This window comes from Litorilinea aerophila, assembly GCF_006569185.2.
Classification (GTDB): Bacteria; Chloroflexota; Anaerolineae; order Caldilineales; family Caldilineaceae; genus Litorilinea; species Litorilinea aerophila.
The window spans coordinates 24,535-40,225 of record NZ_VIGC02000035.1 but is presented as its reverse complement, the minus strand read 5'-3'; the positions used below and the strand labels follow the sequence as shown (position 1 = coordinate 40,225).

The 15,691-nt window shown below is 59.6% G+C and carries 9 protein-coding genes and 1 CRISPR repeat array (1 of these 10 cut by a window edge); of the genes, 8 read left to right on the top strand and 1 reads right to left on the bottom strand.

The genetic code is table 11. From position 1 onward, the window contains the following. Positions 1-64: 64 nt before the first annotated feature. The 6 genes from FKZ61_RS20445 (at position 65) to FKZ61_RS20420 (ending at position 5,508) form a co-directional block, all read left to right on the top strand. Positions 65-1,471 (top strand): hemolysin family protein, encoded by a 1,407-nt coding sequence (locus FKZ61_RS20445; protein WP_141612003.1) that lies wholly within the window; start codon positions 65-67, stop codon positions 1,469-1,471. Positions 1,472-1,478: 7 nt separating this feature from the next. Continuing rightward, positions 1,479-2,843, top strand: a complete 1,365-nt coding sequence (locus tag FKZ61_RS20440) for a hemolysin family protein (protein ID WP_141612002.1) — start codon at positions 1,479-1,481, stop codon at positions 2,841-2,843. A 34-nt stretch (positions 2,844-2,877) separates the two neighbouring features. Further along, positions 2,878-3,462 (top strand): NUDIX domain-containing protein, encoded by a 585-nt coding sequence (locus FKZ61_RS20435; RefSeq protein ID WP_211358658.1) that lies wholly within the window; start codon positions 2,878-2,880, stop codon positions 3,460-3,462. A gap of 20 nt (positions 3,463-3,482) precedes the next feature. Next, positions 3,483-3,851 (top strand): helix-turn-helix domain-containing protein, encoded by a 369-nt coding sequence (locus FKZ61_RS20430; protein WP_170200085.1) that lies wholly within the window; start codon positions 3,483-3,485, stop codon positions 3,849-3,851. A 23-nt stretch (positions 3,852-3,874) separates the two neighbouring features. After that, positions 3,875-4,591, top strand: a complete 717-nt coding sequence (locus FKZ61_RS20425; RefSeq protein ID WP_141612000.1) for a SpoIIE family protein phosphatase — start codon at positions 3,875-3,877, stop codon at positions 4,589-4,591. 488 nt (positions 4,592-5,079) lie between these two features. Beyond that, positions 5,080-5,508 (top strand): nucleoside/nucleotide kinase family protein, encoded by a 429-nt coding sequence (locus tag FKZ61_RS20420; RefSeq protein WP_141611999.1) that lies wholly within the window; start codon positions 5,080-5,082, stop codon positions 5,506-5,508. Positions 5,509-5,573: 65 nt separating this feature from the next. Here the strand turns inward: FKZ61_RS20420 and FKZ61_RS20415 are convergent, their stop codons facing one another. Continuing rightward, positions 5,574-6,353 carry a DedA family protein gene (locus FKZ61_RS20415; protein ID WP_141611998.1) on the bottom strand — a complete coding sequence of 260 codons (780 nt, stop codon included), beginning with the start codon at positions 6,351-6,353 and terminating at the stop codon, positions 5,574-5,576. Positions 6,354-6,707: 354 nt separating this feature from the next. Between FKZ61_RS20415 and FKZ61_RS20410 the strand changes: the two genes are divergently transcribed. Next, the gene (locus FKZ61_RS20410) at positions 6,708-7,919 is read left to right on the top strand and encodes an exo-beta-N-acetylmuramidase NamZ family protein (RefSeq protein WP_141611997.1); all 1,212 of its coding nucleotides are present in this window, start codon (positions 6,708-6,710) and stop codon (positions 7,917-7,919) included. A 41-nt stretch (positions 7,920-7,960) separates the two neighbouring features. Then, positions 7,961-8,512, top strand: coding sequence for a TMEM70/TMEM186/TMEM223 family protein (locus FKZ61_RS20405; RefSeq protein ID WP_141611996.1), 552 nt, complete (start codon positions 7,961-7,963; stop codon positions 8,510-8,512). A gap of 472 nt (positions 8,513-8,984) precedes the next feature. Next, positions 8,985-15,691: direct repeats of the CRISPR family, unit length 37 nt; unit sequence GTTTCAATCCCCTTCCGAGGATTAGGTGGTTTCAGAC (it continues 544 nt past the right edge of the window).

Genomic DNA, 15,691 nt, shown 5'->3' with positions numbered 1-15,691 from the left:
TTCAGGTTACTCTCTCTCGCGCCTTTGCACGTTTGCGCCTTTACGTTCAAAACTGTACTAGCCCATGGATATTCTGGTTACCGTTGCAGTCCTCATCTTATTGATTGCCATCAACGCCCTGTACGTGGCGGCCGAGTTCTCGGCCGTCAGCGCCCGGCGTTCCCGCCTGGCCCAATATGTGAGCCCGGCCAGCGGACGAGGCCGCCTGGCAGCCACCATGCTGGCCATCGTGGAATCGCCCACGATGCTGGACACCTACGTGGCCGCCTGCCAGCTGGGCATCACCCTCTCCAGCCTGATCCTGGGCTACTATGGCCAGGCCCGGCTGACGGAGCTGCTGACGCCCTGGCTGTCCAGCCTGGTCCCCGGCGCTTCCTGGGCGCGCCTGGCCGTCCAGTCTCTGTCGGCCACCGTGATCCTCCTGGGGCTGACCCTGCTTCAGGTGGTCCTGGGGGAGCTGTTGCCCAAGAACGTGGCCCTGCGCATGCCGGAGCAGCTGGCCCTGTGGACAGTGGTGCCCCTGCGCTGGTCCATGCGCCTCTTTGCACCCCTGATCTGGGTCTTCAACGGCAGCGGGCAATTCATCCTGCGGCTGCTGGGGGCCGAGCCGGTGGCCGAGCACACCCACATCCATTCGCCCCAGGAAATCCTCATGCTGGTGGAGGAGAGCAGCGCGGGCGGCCTGTTGGACGCAGAGGAACGGCGGCTGCTGGTGAATACCCTCCAGCTCCGGGACCTGACCGCGCGTAAGGTGATGATCCCCCGCAACCGCATGTTGGCCGCGCCGGTGGACATGGACTGCCAGGCACTCTTCGAGCTGCTAGCCAATTCCCCCTACTCCCGCCTGCCCCTCTACGAAGGGACCATCGACGCCATTGTGGGCATCGTCCACCTGAAGGATCTGCTCCAGGTCCATTACCAGCGAGCCTTGCACCCGGAGGACGGGGAGCAGCCGTGCGACGTGCGCCAGATCATGCACCCGGTCCTCTTTGTGCCAGACACTGCCCCGGTGGACGATGTGATGCAGCGCATGCAGCGGGCCCACCACAACCTGGCCATCGTGGTGGATGAGTACGGCGGCACCGCCGGCATGATCACCTTCGAGGACCTGATGGAGGAGATCATCGGCGAGTTCCAGGATGAGTTCGACGTGGAAAATCCGCCCCTGGAGCTGCTCTCGGAGGGGAGCCAGGGCATGCGGCTGCGGATCCGGGGGGACGTGCTCCTGGACGACTTCAACGACCTGTACCCATTGCTGGGCATCCGACTGCCCGCCGTCTCGGGGGTGTCCACCGTCGGTGGGCTGGTGCTGGCCACCCTGGGGCGTATCCCCCGGCATGGGGAGGTGGTGGAAGTGGAGGGGGTGCCCCTGCGGGTAGATCGGGTGTTCCGCAACAGCGTGGCGGCCGTCAGCCTTCCCCTGAGCCCGGAACAGTCCGCCCGGCTGCAAGACGTGATCCAGAACGCCTGAGGAGCCCATGACCGAGTTCTTGTATCCCATCGGGATTCTTCTGCTGCTCATTGTGGTGAACGGCTTTTTCGTCGCGGCGGAGTTTGCCATTGCCGCGGTGCCGCCCACCCGGGTGGCCCAACTGGCCGAGGCCGGTTCCGAGTCCGCCCGGCGGGTGCTGGCCGTGGTGCAGGATCGCCAGCTCCTGAACCGCTACATCTCCACTGCCCAGGTGGGCATCACCATTGCCAGCCTGGGGCTGGGCATGTACGGCGAGCACACCGTGGCCGAATGGCTGGTCCACCCCCTGGAAACCTGGTTCCATCTGGAGGGGAGCCAGGGGCAGGCCGTGGCCCACACCCTGGCCACCATCCTGGCCGTGGCCCTGCTGACCTACCTTCACGTGGTGGTGGGGGAGATGGTGCCCAAATCCCTGGCCCTGCAGTCGGCCGCCGAGACGGCCCTGCGCCTCTCCTGGCTGATGGCCTGGGCCGACGTGCTTTTCCGGCCCCTGACCCTGGTGCTCAACTGGATCGGGGATCGGCTGTTGACCCTGGTGGGCCTGGGCGATGCGGCCTCCGACGCCGGGGGCGAAACCCAACTCACCACCAGCCGGGAGCTGGCCTACATCGTCGAGGAGAGCGGCGAGGGAGGGCTGCTGGCCCCCAGCGAACAGACCTTCCTGGAAAATGTCTTCGACTTTCACGAGCGCACCGTCAGCCAGGTGATGACGCCCCGCACCCGCATCGCCGCCATCCCGGTGGATGCCGACCTCATGACTACCCTGGCCATCGTCTGCGAAGAACGCCATTCCCGCTATCCGGTCTACGAGGGGGACCGGGACCACATCGTCGGCGTGCTCTACGTCAAGGATCTGGCCCGCCACCTGGCCGGGCAGGAAGAACCCTTCTCCCTGCGGACCCTCATGCGGCCGGCGGTCTTCGTCCCTGAAACCCTGCCCCTGGAGACCATGCTGGTCCGCTTCCGGCGGGAGCATATCCAGATCGCCATCGTGCTGGACGAGTACGGCGGCACCGCCGGGCTGGTCACCCTGGAGGACCTGGCCGAGGAGCTCATCGGCGAGATCCAGGATGAGTTCGACGAAGAGATTCCCCCCTTCGTGGAGATCGGGCCCAACCGCCTGCGGGTCCGGGGCGACCTGCTGCTGGATGAGCTCACCCAGCACTACGGCCTGACCTTCGACCAGGAGGATGCGGACACGGTGGGCGGCCTGATCATGGCCCACCTGGGCCACGTGGCCCGACCCGGAGACGAAGTGACGGTCAACGGCGTGCGCCTGGTGGTGGAGGCGGTGGATGGGCTGGCCATCAGCACAGCCCTGTTGGAAATCAGTCCAGAGTCCGGAGGCCAGAGTCCGGAGTCCGAAGGCTAGACTCTGGACTCCCTGTAACAGGAAGGATGACGGCATGAGTATTGCCCTGGGCGTGAATGTAGCCATCCTGCATCAGGGGCGGCTGCTCCTGACCCGCCGGGAGGACTTCGAGGTCTGGTGTCTGCCCGGCGGCGCGGTGGATCCCAACGAGTCCATTGCCCAGGCGGCTGTGCGGGAAGTGTGGGAGGAGACCGGCCTGGAGGTCGTCCTGACCCGGCTGGTGGGCCTCTACTCCCGCCCGGCCTGGCACGACGGCCACCACAACGCCCTGTTCGTGGCCCGCCCCATCGGTGGGGAACTGCGCCTGTGCCCGGGGGAGACCATTGAGCTGGCCTACTTCCACCCGGCACAACTGCCCGGGGACCTGCTGCCGTGGCATCGCCGGCAGATCGCCGATGCCCTGGCCGGCTATGGCGGCAGCGTGGTGGTGACCGAGGCCGGCGAGTGGCCCTTCGACCCGGCCCTCTCCCGCCAGGAGATCTACGCCCTGCGGGACCGTTCGGGCCTTTCCCGCCGGGCCTTTCTGGCCCGCCACCTGGAGCGGACAGCTGAGATCCCGCCCCAGGTGGATGTGCCCGGCGTGGTTTTACCCGATGGCTTGCTGCCAGAGCAGGAATGACCGAGAAGGAACGAACAGCCATGGCCCAGGACTATTTGCTGCGCCAGTTGCGTGAAGCCCTGCTGCGGCTGACCCAGACGCCCCAGCGGGCCACGGAAGTCAAGCTGGAGTCGGAAGAACAGATCCGCCAGTCGGTGCGTCACCTCGCCCGCACCCGGGTCAGCGCGCTGTTGCGCCAGCTGCGGGCAGCCCGGGGCTACTCCTACGAAGAGGTGAGCGAGCGTACCGGGCTCTCTCAACAGCTCCTTTTCGACGTGGAATACAAGGACCGGCGCCTGACCCTGGATGAGCTGCGCCTGCTGGCCACCTGCTACCAGGTTCAGGTGGAGGATATCCTGGGCATCGACCTGACCGAGCGCCGGCCCAGGGCGGTGGATCCGGATGAATAGCGGGAAACGGGTGTGAAGCGGCCATGTCCCAGCGGTTGGAAGTGCAGATCGGCGTCGCCAAGATCAACAAATATGCCAGCAGCGAAAGCGGCGACACGGTGGAAATCGTAGAGCGGCCCCACGGCGGCATCAGCGTGGTGGTGGCCGACGGCCAGCGCAGCGGGCGCAGCGCCAAGGCCATCAGCAACCTGGTGGTGCGCAAGGCCATCAGCCTGCTGGCTGAAGGGGTGCGGGACGGCGCGGTGGCCCGGGCCACCCACGACTACCTCCACACCCTGCGGGGCGGCAAGGTGAGCGCCGAGCTCTATATCGTCAGTGTGGATCTCTTCAGCCAGACTCTGGTCGTCAGCCGCAATGCCCGCTGCCCCGTCCTCCTGCGCCGGGCCGGGGAGGTCACCTGGCTGGACCAGGGGAGCGACGCCGTGGGCATCCACCGCTACACCAAGCCGGCCATCACCGAGCTGCCCTTGCAGGCGGGGCTGACCCTGGTGGTCTTCACCGACGGCGTCTGGAACGCGGGCAGCCTCTCGGGAACGGTCATCGACCTGCCGGCGTTACTGTCCCACGTGGACGGCGACGACAGCTACAGCAGCCAGGAGCTGGCCGACGCCATCCTGGCGGCCGCCCTGGAGCTGGACCGGGGCCGCCCCCGGGACGACGCCACCGTCCTGGTGCTCAAGCTGCGGCCCCGCACCCGCCCGGATGAGATTCGGCGGCTGTCCATGTATTTTCCCATCTGAAGGTGGTAGAGTGATTGGGTGATTCGGTGAATGGGTGAATTGTTGAGGAAAACGGTGCTCACCCAATCACCCACTATCTTTGCAGATCCGCCCCATCGATTTCACAGCCGCCCCACCTATCCGTGGCGTCCGATCTGCGCGGATGGCGGCTCCTGTCGTAGGTGCGGTCTCCGGCCGCACGGTGGTGCCCGGAAGGGCGCCCGTTCCCGTAGGGGCGGGCCTCTGTGCCCGCCCGCTGTCGCTATCGAACCAGCCACCCACGGCGGGCCAGAGACCCGCCCTACGCACGTGTTGCACCCAATCCGGACAGGTGCAGGGACGGCAACGGCTGCGCAGCGACTGGGTCGGCATCTGAGGATGCCGACTCCGCGTGGTGGTGGTGCTCCTTTCGAGGAGTGCGCATCTGAGGATGCGCACTCGCCCCATGTGGCGCTGTCTGTGTAATCCGTGTTATCTGTGGGTGAAAATAAAGTGCAAAGATAGTGCCTATGGTCGAGGAGAAGCTGCCCCTGATCAAAGTGGTGGGCATGAGTGCATCGGGCAAGTCGACCCTGGTGCAGGGGTTGCGCGCGGCCGGCTACCGGGCCCGGCCCGTCAGCCAGGAGCACAGCAACATCCCCGACCTCTGGCAACAGTTCGAGCGCCCCTTCGTCCTCATCTACCTCCACGTGGATCTGGCCGGCCAGCGCCGCCGCCGGCCGGACGTCTCCTGGAGCCGGGAGGCGTGGCAGCTGGAGTGGGAGCGGCTGGCCCATGCCCGGGCCCACGCGGATCTGCGCATCGACACCAACGACCTGACGCCAGACCAGGTGCTGGAGATTGCCCTGCGCTTCCTGCGGCGGTTGGGCGTGGCCCACGCCGACCATCCCCTGCCGCCGGTGCCGGCCACGGGCAGCGGCCGTGCCAACGCTGTGTAACCCGGAATTCCTCACACGAGCTACCATCATGCCGCGGCGTCGGCACCCTCAGATGCCGACCGAGACTACAACTTCTCCAACAACTGGTCTTGGGTTTCCTGTTTTGGGGTGCCGTTCTGGGAGGGGGCGGACGGCAGGGCGTCGGCGTCTGTGGGGAGGATGGCAGAGGATTCTTCGGTCAAGGGGAAGGTGAGTGCATCATCTTCCTCCGGGCCGGCTGCCCGCTCCTGGGCCTCTTGGGCCTTGTGACGCAGGTACCAGGCCAGGGCCACAAGGGCGATCAGGGAGGCCACCACCATGCCCAGGGTGCGCAGGCTGCGCTCCAGCTGGACGATAAACCCCGTGGCGTGAAAGCCGATCCAGACCAGCAGGGCCGTCCACAGGGTTTCCATCACCAGGACCACCGGGAACCAGCGGCGCCAGGGGACCCGGGCCAGGCCTGCAGCTACCAGGGTGGGGACAATGAGGCCGTAGGCCACCTTGGCCAGGAGGATCATCTTGACCGCGTGGGTGTGCATCTCCCGTTGCAGGCGGACCAAATGGCGCCGGTGAATGCCCACCCAACGGGCGTAGCGGTAGACGGTGTTCAACTTGCCCCGGTAGCCCACCAGGTACCAGAGGGTATCGCCCAGGATGTTGCCCGTGGCCGCAGCCACAAAGACCCAGCGGACATCCAGCAGGCCGGCGGCCGCCGCGGCCGCCCCGATCAGGGTGCTGAGGGGGCCTTCCGTGGCCACCAACAGCGTCAGGATGCCATAACTCCACACGCCCAGGTCTGGAAGCTGGCCGTGCTGGATCTGTTTCCAGATTTCTTCGATGATGGGCCACCACTGAGCCATTGACATCCCCGACGCTCTTCAAGGGGAACCGCAGCCGGGCAGCGTCCTTGCTGCGCCTGCATCCTGGCTTCCCGTGCCGGCCTGGCCGGCCCTGTAAACAAAGTATGGCCCCTCCCGGGGGAAGGGCCGTACAAATTATACATAGGGAGGCGATTTCCCCAAATCGCCGTTACAGGGTGTATAGTAAGTCCCGGCAGAAATTCACCGATGGTTTCCACCAGAGGTAGTGCCACCGAATTGCTGCCGCGGCATTTACGCCAGATTGGAATAGTAGTGATCCGCTCCTTGGGACCGAGGAGGCCAGGTCGTATCATTCCTTCCTGAGCTGCCCAACCTTCACAACCCCTGAAAGGAGACTCCATGCCTGTCCATTTCGGCATTGACCGGCTGGTGGAAGAACCGGCCCTCCTGCTGGATCGCCTCTCCCCGGTGAAACGGGTGGGCCTGGTCACCAACGACGCCGCCACCACCGGCGCCGCGTCGCCCCATCCCCTGCGGCCGGGCCGGGTGGCCCTGCGCCAGGCCGGTATTCCCCTGACCGCCCTCTTTGCCCCCGAGCATGGCCTGGCCGCAGCCGCCGCCGATGGCAGCCGGGTGGCCGACGGCGTGGATCCCCTCACCGGCCTGCCGGTCTACAGCCTCTACGGCGCCCGCCTGCGGCCCACCCCGGAACAACTGGCGGAGCTGGACCTGCTCCTCTTCGATATCCCGGACATCGGCGCCCGTTTCTACACCTACATCTGGACCCTGTCCCATGTGATGGAGGCCTGTGCCGAGGCGGGGCTTCCCCTGGCGGTGTTGGACCGGCCCAACCCCCTGGGCGGGGCGCTGGCCGCGGCGGAAGGACCCATGCTGGATGAAGCCCAGGTGAACTCCTTCGTGGGTCGCTGGTCCATCCCGGTGCGCCACAGCCTGACCGTGGGCGAGCTGGCCCGGCTCTGGCAGCGGGAGCGTCTGCCCGACCTGGACCTGCATGTGGTGTCGGTGGAAGGCTGGCAGCGGCCCTGGCAGTGGCCCCAGGTGGGTTCTCCCTTTGTGCCCACCTCGCCGGCCATGCCTTCCTACGAGACGGCCCTCCTCTACCCGGGCACCTGCCTGCTGGAGGGCACCAACCTGAGCGAAGGCCGGGGAACGGCCTTCCCTTTCCGCCAGCTCGGCGCGCCCTGGCTGGATGGGCAGGCCCTGGCCGAGTGGTTCAACGGCCTGGGGCTGCCCGGTGTGGTGGCCCGTCCTGTCCACTTCACGCCCGCGGCCAGCAAGTATGCCGGAGAGGCCTGTCAGGGGGTCATGCTCCATGTGTTGGACGCCGGGAGCTTCCGGCCGGTGCAGGCCGGGCTTTGCCTGCTGGCGGGGGTTTTGCACCGGCATCCGGACCGCTTCGCCTGGCTGCCCTACCCCACCGCCGCGGCCGGCCCCGGCTACGGCCACTTCGACCGCCTGATCGGCCGGCTGGACATCCGTCCGGGCCTATCCGGCGTGGCCGGGGACCCGGTGGCGGCCGTCTCGGCGTGGACCCGGGCCGACGGCTGGGCGGAACGGGTGGCCGACCTGCTGCTGTATGGGCCGGTGTAAAGGGCGGGGGCAGGTGTGGAAGCGAAGTTGGAGGTATCAGAATGGAGGCATCGAAGGCTGGCGTAGAAGCGCCGCTGCTGCTCTATCGTGCGGGGCGACAGCTGCTGAAAGTGCGGCTGCTCCTGCTGATGGCCCTGGCCTGTGGGGTGCTGGCCGTGTGGGCGGGGGTGCACCTGTTCCGGACCTATGGGTTGAGCCCTGGGGATGGGGGGGTGTTGGCGCCGCTGCCGGTGCGGCTGGCGTGGGGCCTGGGCGTGGCCTTCCTGGGGCTGGCCTTTGCCGGTGGGATGCAGCTGTACGCCCGCTGCTATGTGGCCCGGCTGGAGGTGGATGAGAAGCGGGAGGCGCTCCACGTGTACACCGTTGGCTGGCTGGGTGCACTGCGCCAGGAGCGTTACCCCCTGGAGGCGTTGCGCCTGCGCTCGGTTCGCTCCCGGCGCCATTCGGGGCGGACGCCACCCCTCTGGCGGGGGCCTGTGGTGGATGCGCCGTGGCGCTCCTTGCGCCTGCCGGGCCGGCGCCTTCCCCTGATCCTGGACGAACAGGGGGAAGTGCATCATCCTGGCTGGCTGCGTCGCCTGCGGCTGCTTTGAGGAAAATCAGGCGGCCCTTGCCTTCCGCTCAGATCCAACGCCATCGATTCCATCCGCCCGATGGCGCATACCGATTGTCTTACGAAGTGGCGTTCATGATTTCGTAAGTCCGGTTTTCATACTGGACCTACGATGGCTCTTGATCAGGTAATCAGTATCACACCCCAGGCGCGCACAATATACCTCTCTACTGGACGCGCTTCCGTCCTCGCGCCCTGGCGTGCATTCTTCTGACGCAACCCCTTCACCCCCCCCCATACTGTTGATGGTTCCACGCCAGCAGCCGTGTCAGCGCCTCCTGCCGGGCGGCCTTATAGATGGTAAAGCGCGCGCCTGGGCAGCCTCGTGGAAGCCGTAGCCCGGCGCCAGATCCTCCCAGCTTCAGGCGACTGCTCGCTCCCTCTCCCCGTGGAGTGCCCGTCGCCGCGCGAGATCCGCGGCGGACTCATCCGGATCGTGGAAACGATTGTGGGGGGGAATCCCCTTCCGAGGATTAGGTGGTTTCAGACCATCCCGGCGTCATCCTGTTGACCAACAATGAGCCGTTTCAATCCCCTTCCGAGGATTAGGTGGTTTCAGACACGCACCCGGCGTACCTCTTTCATCAAGAGGTATGGGGGCAGGTTTCAATCCCCTTCCGAGGATTAGGTGGTTTCAGACTTTGACACTCTCGACGAGCTCGAGGATTGGTGCCGGGTTTCAATCCCCTTCCGAGGATTAGGTGGTTTCAGACGGGTTCGTACACCACAACAAGTACAGCCCGATGCAGTACGTTTCAATCCCCTTCCGAGGATTAGGTGGTTTCAGACATGGTTGGGGCGCAGACGACTGGGGGGACCCGGTATTGTTTCAATCCCCTTCCGAGGATTAGGTGGTTTCAGACACACGCACACATTTATAGCGGTAAATTGCCGCCCGACCATGTTTCAATCCCCTTCCGAGGATTAGGTGGTTTCAGACCGCCGCGTGATGGCGCCGATGCTGGCGCCGATGCCGTGGACCACGTTTCAATCCCCTTCCGAGGATTAGGTGGTTTCAGACTCTTGAGCAGACTACTGAACAGCCCACGAAACCAAAGGAGTTTCAATCCCCTTCCGAGGATTAGGTGGTTTCAGACAAATAGGGACTGCTGCACTGCCGCATGCAGCAGCCCCCGGTTTCAATCCCCTTCCGAGGATTAGGTGGTTTCAGACGTACCAGAACGTCAAGGATGATATCCTTGAACAAGCTATGTTTCAATCCCCTTCCGAGGATTAGGTGGTTTCAGACACAGTTATCCATAGTTTCAAGCCGGGGACAGCCCATAAAGTTTCAATCCCCTTCCGAGGATTAGGTGGTTTCAGACGTTATGCGGGTATTGTGGGTTCCCACCACCTGACAAGCGTTTCAATCCCCTTCCGAGGATTAGGTGGTTTCAGACCCTTATGGGTGGCAGGGCAGCAGGATCTGGCTACCATCCAGAGTTTCAATCCCCTTCCGAGGATTAGGTGGTTTCAGACATACGAAATCATGATTGACACATGGCGCAACTTCCAGAATGAGTTTCAATCCCCTTCCGAGGATTAGGTGGTTTCAGACTGTAGAACGGATAGTACCCGTCAATACTGTCGTATTGACATAGGGTTTCAATCCCCTTCCGAGGATTAGGTGGTTTCAGACTGATAGAGGAGGGGTTTGAGGAGGATCTAGACCTGTATTCCATGTTTCAATCCCCTTCCGAGGATTAGGTGGTTTCAGACAAATCCTTATGCTGCTATGTAGCATTATAGCATACTACGTTTCAATCCCCTTCCGAGGATTAGGTGGTTTCAGACCCCTCGAAGGGAATCCGGCTGCACACAGAGTCTTCTCCCATGAGTTTCAATCCCCTTCCGAGGATTAGGTGGTTTCAGACTCCCGTACATATTTACAATATATGCTACCTTGTCTTGTTGTTTCAATCCCCTTCCGAGGATTAGGTGGTTTCAGACGCATCAGACTTAACTGCCCACGCTCCACAGCCTTCTACTGAGTTTCAATCCCCTTCCGAGGATTAGGTGGTTTCAGACAAAATGAACATGCTGGTAGTTTTGCTTTGGTCCCTACGGGTTAGTTTCAATCCCCTTCCGAGGATTAGGTGGTTTCAGACGTATAATATAATTGTAAGTTAGTTGATAACCTAGCTATAGGTTTCAATCCCCTTCCGAGGATTAGGTGGTTTCAGACATGAAGCTTCTGGATACAGCTACTCACTGTGCAATCACCCATGTTTCAATCCCCTTCCGAGGATTAGGTGGTTTCAGACGAATTCCGTGGCTGTGGGTCCACCAAGGCCGGTCGAGTTTCAATCCCCTTCCGAGGATTAGGTGGTTTCAGACAACCTGTGTGGCCAGAAGGTCACCAGCCAGATACTCACTGTTTCAATCCCCTTCCGAGGATTAGGTGGTTTCAGACAGAAGGTAATTGAGACATGGATTGAGTGCTACGGTCGGTACGTTTCAATCCCCTTCCGAGGATTAGGTGGTTTCAGACCCGCGTCCTTGACGGGGCTTACGTCGAGAAACCCCGGGCCGTTTCAATCCCCTTCCGAGGATTAGGTGGTTTCAGACAGTATGTCGACCCGAACGACCCGCTCGAGGACCAGCGTTTCAATCCCCTTCCGAGGATTAGGTGGTTTCAGACCGGGTTGGCGGGTTGAAAGACAACCCAGCAGTTGTGTTTCAATCCCCTTCCGAGGATTAGGTGGTTTCAGACAGATAGCGTTAGCGTAGACTACGATTAAGCCCACCCAACGTTTCAATCCCCTTCCGAGGATTAGGTGGTTTCAGACTGGTCCCTCCAGTCCGCATTCCAACACAAAAATTCCCCGCGGTTTCAATCCCCTTCCGAGGATTAGGTGGTTTCAGACGGCCAGGCCGTGTTGTACTTTGGCGACAATGTCAGTGTGTTTGGTTTCAATCCCCTTCCGAGGATTAGGTGGTTTCAGACCAACCACCGTCGCCATTGCAATCTGCGCAGCCGCAATGACAGTTTCAATCCCCTTCCGAGGATTAGGTGGTTTCAGACAAAGGAGATCTAAAATGGCTCGCACAACGAAGAAAGCTGTAAGTTTCAATCCCCTTCCGAGGATTAGGTGGTTTCAGACCAATCCCGGTGCGCCGGTTGGAGCAGGCAGCCAGGGCCGTTTCAATCCCCTTCCGAGGATTAGGTGGTTTCAGACGTCCCCCACCCAGCAGGCGTACCCCCACCCAAACACTGTGTTTCAATCCCCTTCCGAGGATTAGGTGGTTTCAGACGCATCCAAATTGAAACACCATTAGGGACGGCTCACCTGGGTTTCAATCCCCTTCCGAGGATTAGGTGGTTTCAGACTCTCCATGGGCGGCAACATGTATGTAATCGTACAGGGTTTCAATCCCCTTCCGAGGATTAGGTGGTTTCAGACGCACTGTGGCGCTGGTGGAGTCCATAGCCGAGTTGTGCAGGTTTCAATCCCCTTCCGAGGATTAGGTGGTTTCAGACTGTAGGGGAAGAAATATCCACGGCGTACACGGGTAATATAGGTTTCAATCCCCTTCCGAGGATTAGGTGGTTTCAGACTGGACATACAGGAACCTACCTTTGTCTTGTCCATCCATTCTGTTTCAATCCCCTTCCGAGGATTAGGTGGTTTCAGACTTTTGAGGAGGTCAATTATGGAAATCGGCAAGGTCAGTTTCAATCCCCTTCCGAGGATTAGGTGGTTTCAGACATATTGTGTACTTCCCAAAGAATCTGGAACTACCAGAAGAGTTTCAATCCCCTTCCGAGGATTAGGTGGTTTCAGACTTAGAGCGAAGACCGACGTACATATCGACCCACTCTTGACGTTTCAATCCCCTTCCGAGGATTAGGTGGTTTCAGACCGTAACACATCCGGCGCATCCAACATGCGCTTCAGTTCTGGTTTCAATCCCCTTCCGAGGATTAGGTGGTTTCAGACTTTATAATATCACCCAAACTTCTGGTAGCTAATACCAGGTTTCAATCCCCTTCCGAGGATTAGGTGGTTTCAGACTGGCGTCTACTAACTACCTTGCTCGGTTCTTCGACCAACGGGTTTCAATCCCCTTCCGAGGATTAGGTGGTTTCAGACAAATCACCGACACACCGTATGCCAGTGAGTACTTGTTGTTTCAATCCCCTTCCGAGGATTAGGTGGTTTCAGACGGCGGAAAATCTGCCCCCGAGCGATGCCTACCAGAATGTTTCAATCCCCTTCCGAGGATTAGGTGGTTTCAGACATCACCCAGCTGGATCTGTTCACCTCGCCATCCGATTTACAGAGTTTCAATCCCCTTCCGAGGATTAGGTGGTTTCAGACATATCAAAGGTCTGCCCTGGATTGGGTGGAAAAGTGGTCTCGGTTTCAATCCCCTTCCGAGGATTAGGTGGTTTCAGACACTTAGCCGTGCGCCTAACGGATGCTCACTGCGCGAATTGCGTTTCAATCCCCTTCCGAGGATTAGGTGGTTTCAGACATGTAAACAATCCAGCCGGCTCTCGCCCGCCTAAACCGGTTTCAATCCCCTTCCGAGGATTAGGTGGTTTCAGACATCTGATCTCTGGCTGGGGCCAGAGGGTTTCCGGGTCCAGGGTTTCAATCCCCTTCCGAGGATTAGGTGGTTTCAGACGCACCAGGAGAAGAAAGGACGGGGTAATATCGTACTGATGCGTTTCAATCCCCTTCCGAGGATTAGGTGGTTTCAGACATTCCGTCGGTGTGGTACGCAATTCAGGTATTCTGCCGAATGCGTTTCAATCCCCTTCCGAGGATTAGGTGGTTTCAGACGAACTTGAGAGCGTTGCCGATGATATACTAGGTGTACCGTTTCAATCCCCTTCCGAGGATTAGGTGGTTTCAGACCCGCCGGCTGCGGAGGGCGGCCTGATGACCTGCCCCTCCTGCGGGTTTCAATCCCCTTCCGAGGATTAGGTGGTTTCAGACAGGCGCTCTTCTATCTCAACCCGCTGGCACCCACCTCCAGTTTCAATCCCCTTCCGAGGATTAGGTGGTTTCAGACTTATTTCTAGTGACGAAATCGTTGATGGCCCGTTGGGCTGCTTCGTTTCAATCCCCTTCCGAGGATTAGGTGGTTTCAGACCGTGACCGCCATGGCCTCCAGGTCCTGCGCAGCCGGCGCACTGTTTCAATCCCCTTCCGAGGATTAGGTGGTTTCAGACCCCACGGTGTGTTTGGTGGATTCCATGGTACTGGTTCCGTTTCAATCCCCTTCCGAGGATTAGGTGGTTTCAGACGGCTTAATTCCTTTCCTTTCTCTTCTTCTGTAACTTCTGGGTTTCAATCCCCTTCCGAGGATTAGGTGGTTTCAGACTCTTGTGGTGTTTCATGGCGTTGTGGTACATCATCACGATTGGTTTCAATCCCCTTCCGAGGATTAGGTGGTTTCAGACATACTCTCCTATCAGGCACATAATCTCAACACCGACCAAGAGTTTCAATCCCCTTCCGAGGATTAGGTGGTTTCAGACCACCTGGAAACATTACCGTATGAAAGAAAAGCAGAATGTTTCAATCCCCTTCCGAGGATTAGGTGGTTTCAGACCGATATCATATATATCGTCTGCCGTACAACAGCATAAGGAAGTTTCAATCCCCTTCCGAGGATTAGGTGGTTTCAGACGGTAAAGTATTTGATACGATGCTGTTCTCAAGAATACTTGTTTCAATCCCCTTCCGAGGATTAGGTGGTTTCAGACAGTGCAGTACCCGTACACTCAACGTAGCGGTACCTGGGTTTCAATCCCCTTCCGAGGATTAGGTGGTTTCAGACGAATTTTTGGCCCTATATACTATCGCCCGTATGTGGGTTTCAATCCCCTTCCGAGGATTAGGTGGTTTCAGACGTTATACCCTGCCCGCAAATGGGGCATGTTTTTACGTTTCAATCCCCTTCCGAGGATTAGGTGGTTTCAGACAGACAATCCAGCTGTAGTCGTACTAGGAGCTAAACGTATCGTTTCAATCCCCTTCCGAGGATTAGGTGGTTTCAGACTACCATACAAATAGCTACCATGGGGTTTCATGGTAGCTCCGTTTCAATCCCCTTCCGAGGATTAGGTGGTTTCAGACCTATCGAGCCGATTCACCACGTTCAACGGCTTCACAGAAGCGTTTCAATCCCCTTCCGAGGATTAGGTGGTTTCAGACGGTCTTTTCCGTGTGCGCATACACACACGTACGCACGTGTTTCAATCCCCTTCCGAGGATTAGGTGGTTTCAGACTATCAACCGAGTTAGTACACCCAGATAACAACATATCTGGTTTCAATCCCCTTCCGAGGATTAGGTGGTTTCAGACTAAGTAGACAGTCGCAGCTCAACAATCCCCACGCTATCGGGTTTCAATCCCCTTCCGAGGATTAGGTGGTTTCAGACCCAAGAAGCCCCGTAATCGTTCGGAAGTCAGGGCGACCGGGTTTCAATCCCCTTCCGAGGATTAGGTGGTTTCAGACGTCAATGGCGGGAAGCCCGTGAAGTTGGGTACGTTAAGGTTTCAATCCCCTTCCGAGGATTAGGTGGTTTCAGACTTTAGCTGTACATACATGTATATAGAAAGGGAAAATATATCGTTTCAATCCCCTTCCGAGGATTAGGTGGTTTCAGACCCAGAACGTCAGTGATAGCAGACTGGAAAGTGCGCTAAAGGGTTTCAATCCCCTTCCGAGGATTAGGTGGTTTCAGACTTAGATGACTACTACGGCAAATATTTCTATTCTCCAGCCTGGGTTTCAATCCCCTTCCGAGGATTAGGTGGTTTCAGACCGTCACTGCCCGCGGTGAAGATTACACGAACCATTGCAATGTTTCAATCCCCTTCCGAGGATTAGGTGGTTTCAGACGATGGGCATAGTTAACTTACCTCCCCGTATGTAACCATATGTTTCAATCCCCTTCCGAGGATTAGGTGGTTTCAGACTTAACGACCTGTCGGCCAAGATAAGCTCGGTACGTCAATGTTTCAATCCCCTTCCGAGGATTAGGTGGTTTCAGACTGTCTTACGTTGTGTATCTTGTTCCTGCAAATTCTCCTGTGTTTCAATCCCCTTCCGAGGATTAGGTGGTTTCAGACGGACCATCGACAATCCGCAAAATGCGTCCAACAATTTTGTATGTTTCAATCCCCTTCCGAGGATTAG

Bases quoted from the DNA above. Each gene is read 5' to 3' on its own strand.
- FKZ61_RS20445 (WP_141612003.1), top strand. From the start codon at position 65: ATGGATATTCTGGTTACCGTTGCAGTCCTCATCTTATTGATTGCCATC.
- FKZ61_RS20440 (WP_141612002.1), top strand. From the start codon at position 1,479: ATGACCGAGTTCTTGTATCCCATCGGGATTCTTCTGCTGCTCATTGTG.
- FKZ61_RS20435 (WP_211358658.1), top strand. From the start codon at position 2,878: ATGAGTATTGCCCTGGGCGTGAATGTAGCCATCCTGCATCAGGGGCGG.
- FKZ61_RS20430 (WP_170200085.1), top strand. From the start codon at position 3,483: ATGGCCCAGGACTATTTGCTGCGCCAGTTGCGTGAAGCCCTGCTGCGG.
- FKZ61_RS20425 (WP_141612000.1), top strand. From the start codon at position 3,875: ATGTCCCAGCGGTTGGAAGTGCAGATCGGCGTCGCCAAGATCAACAAA.
- FKZ61_RS20420 (WP_141611999.1), top strand. From the start codon at position 5,080: ATGGTCGAGGAGAAGCTGCCCCTGATCAAAGTGGTGGGCATGAGTGCA.
- FKZ61_RS20415 (WP_141611998.1), bottom strand. From the start codon at position 6,353: ATGTCAATGGCTCAGTGGTGGCCCATCATCGAAGAAATCTGGAAACAG.
- FKZ61_RS20410 (WP_141611997.1), top strand. From the start codon at position 6,708: ATGCCTGTCCATTTCGGCATTGACCGGCTGGTGGAAGAACCGGCCCTC.
- FKZ61_RS20405 (WP_141611996.1), top strand. From the start codon at position 7,961: ATGGAGGCATCGAAGGCTGGCGTAGAAGCGCCGCTGCTGCTCTATCGT.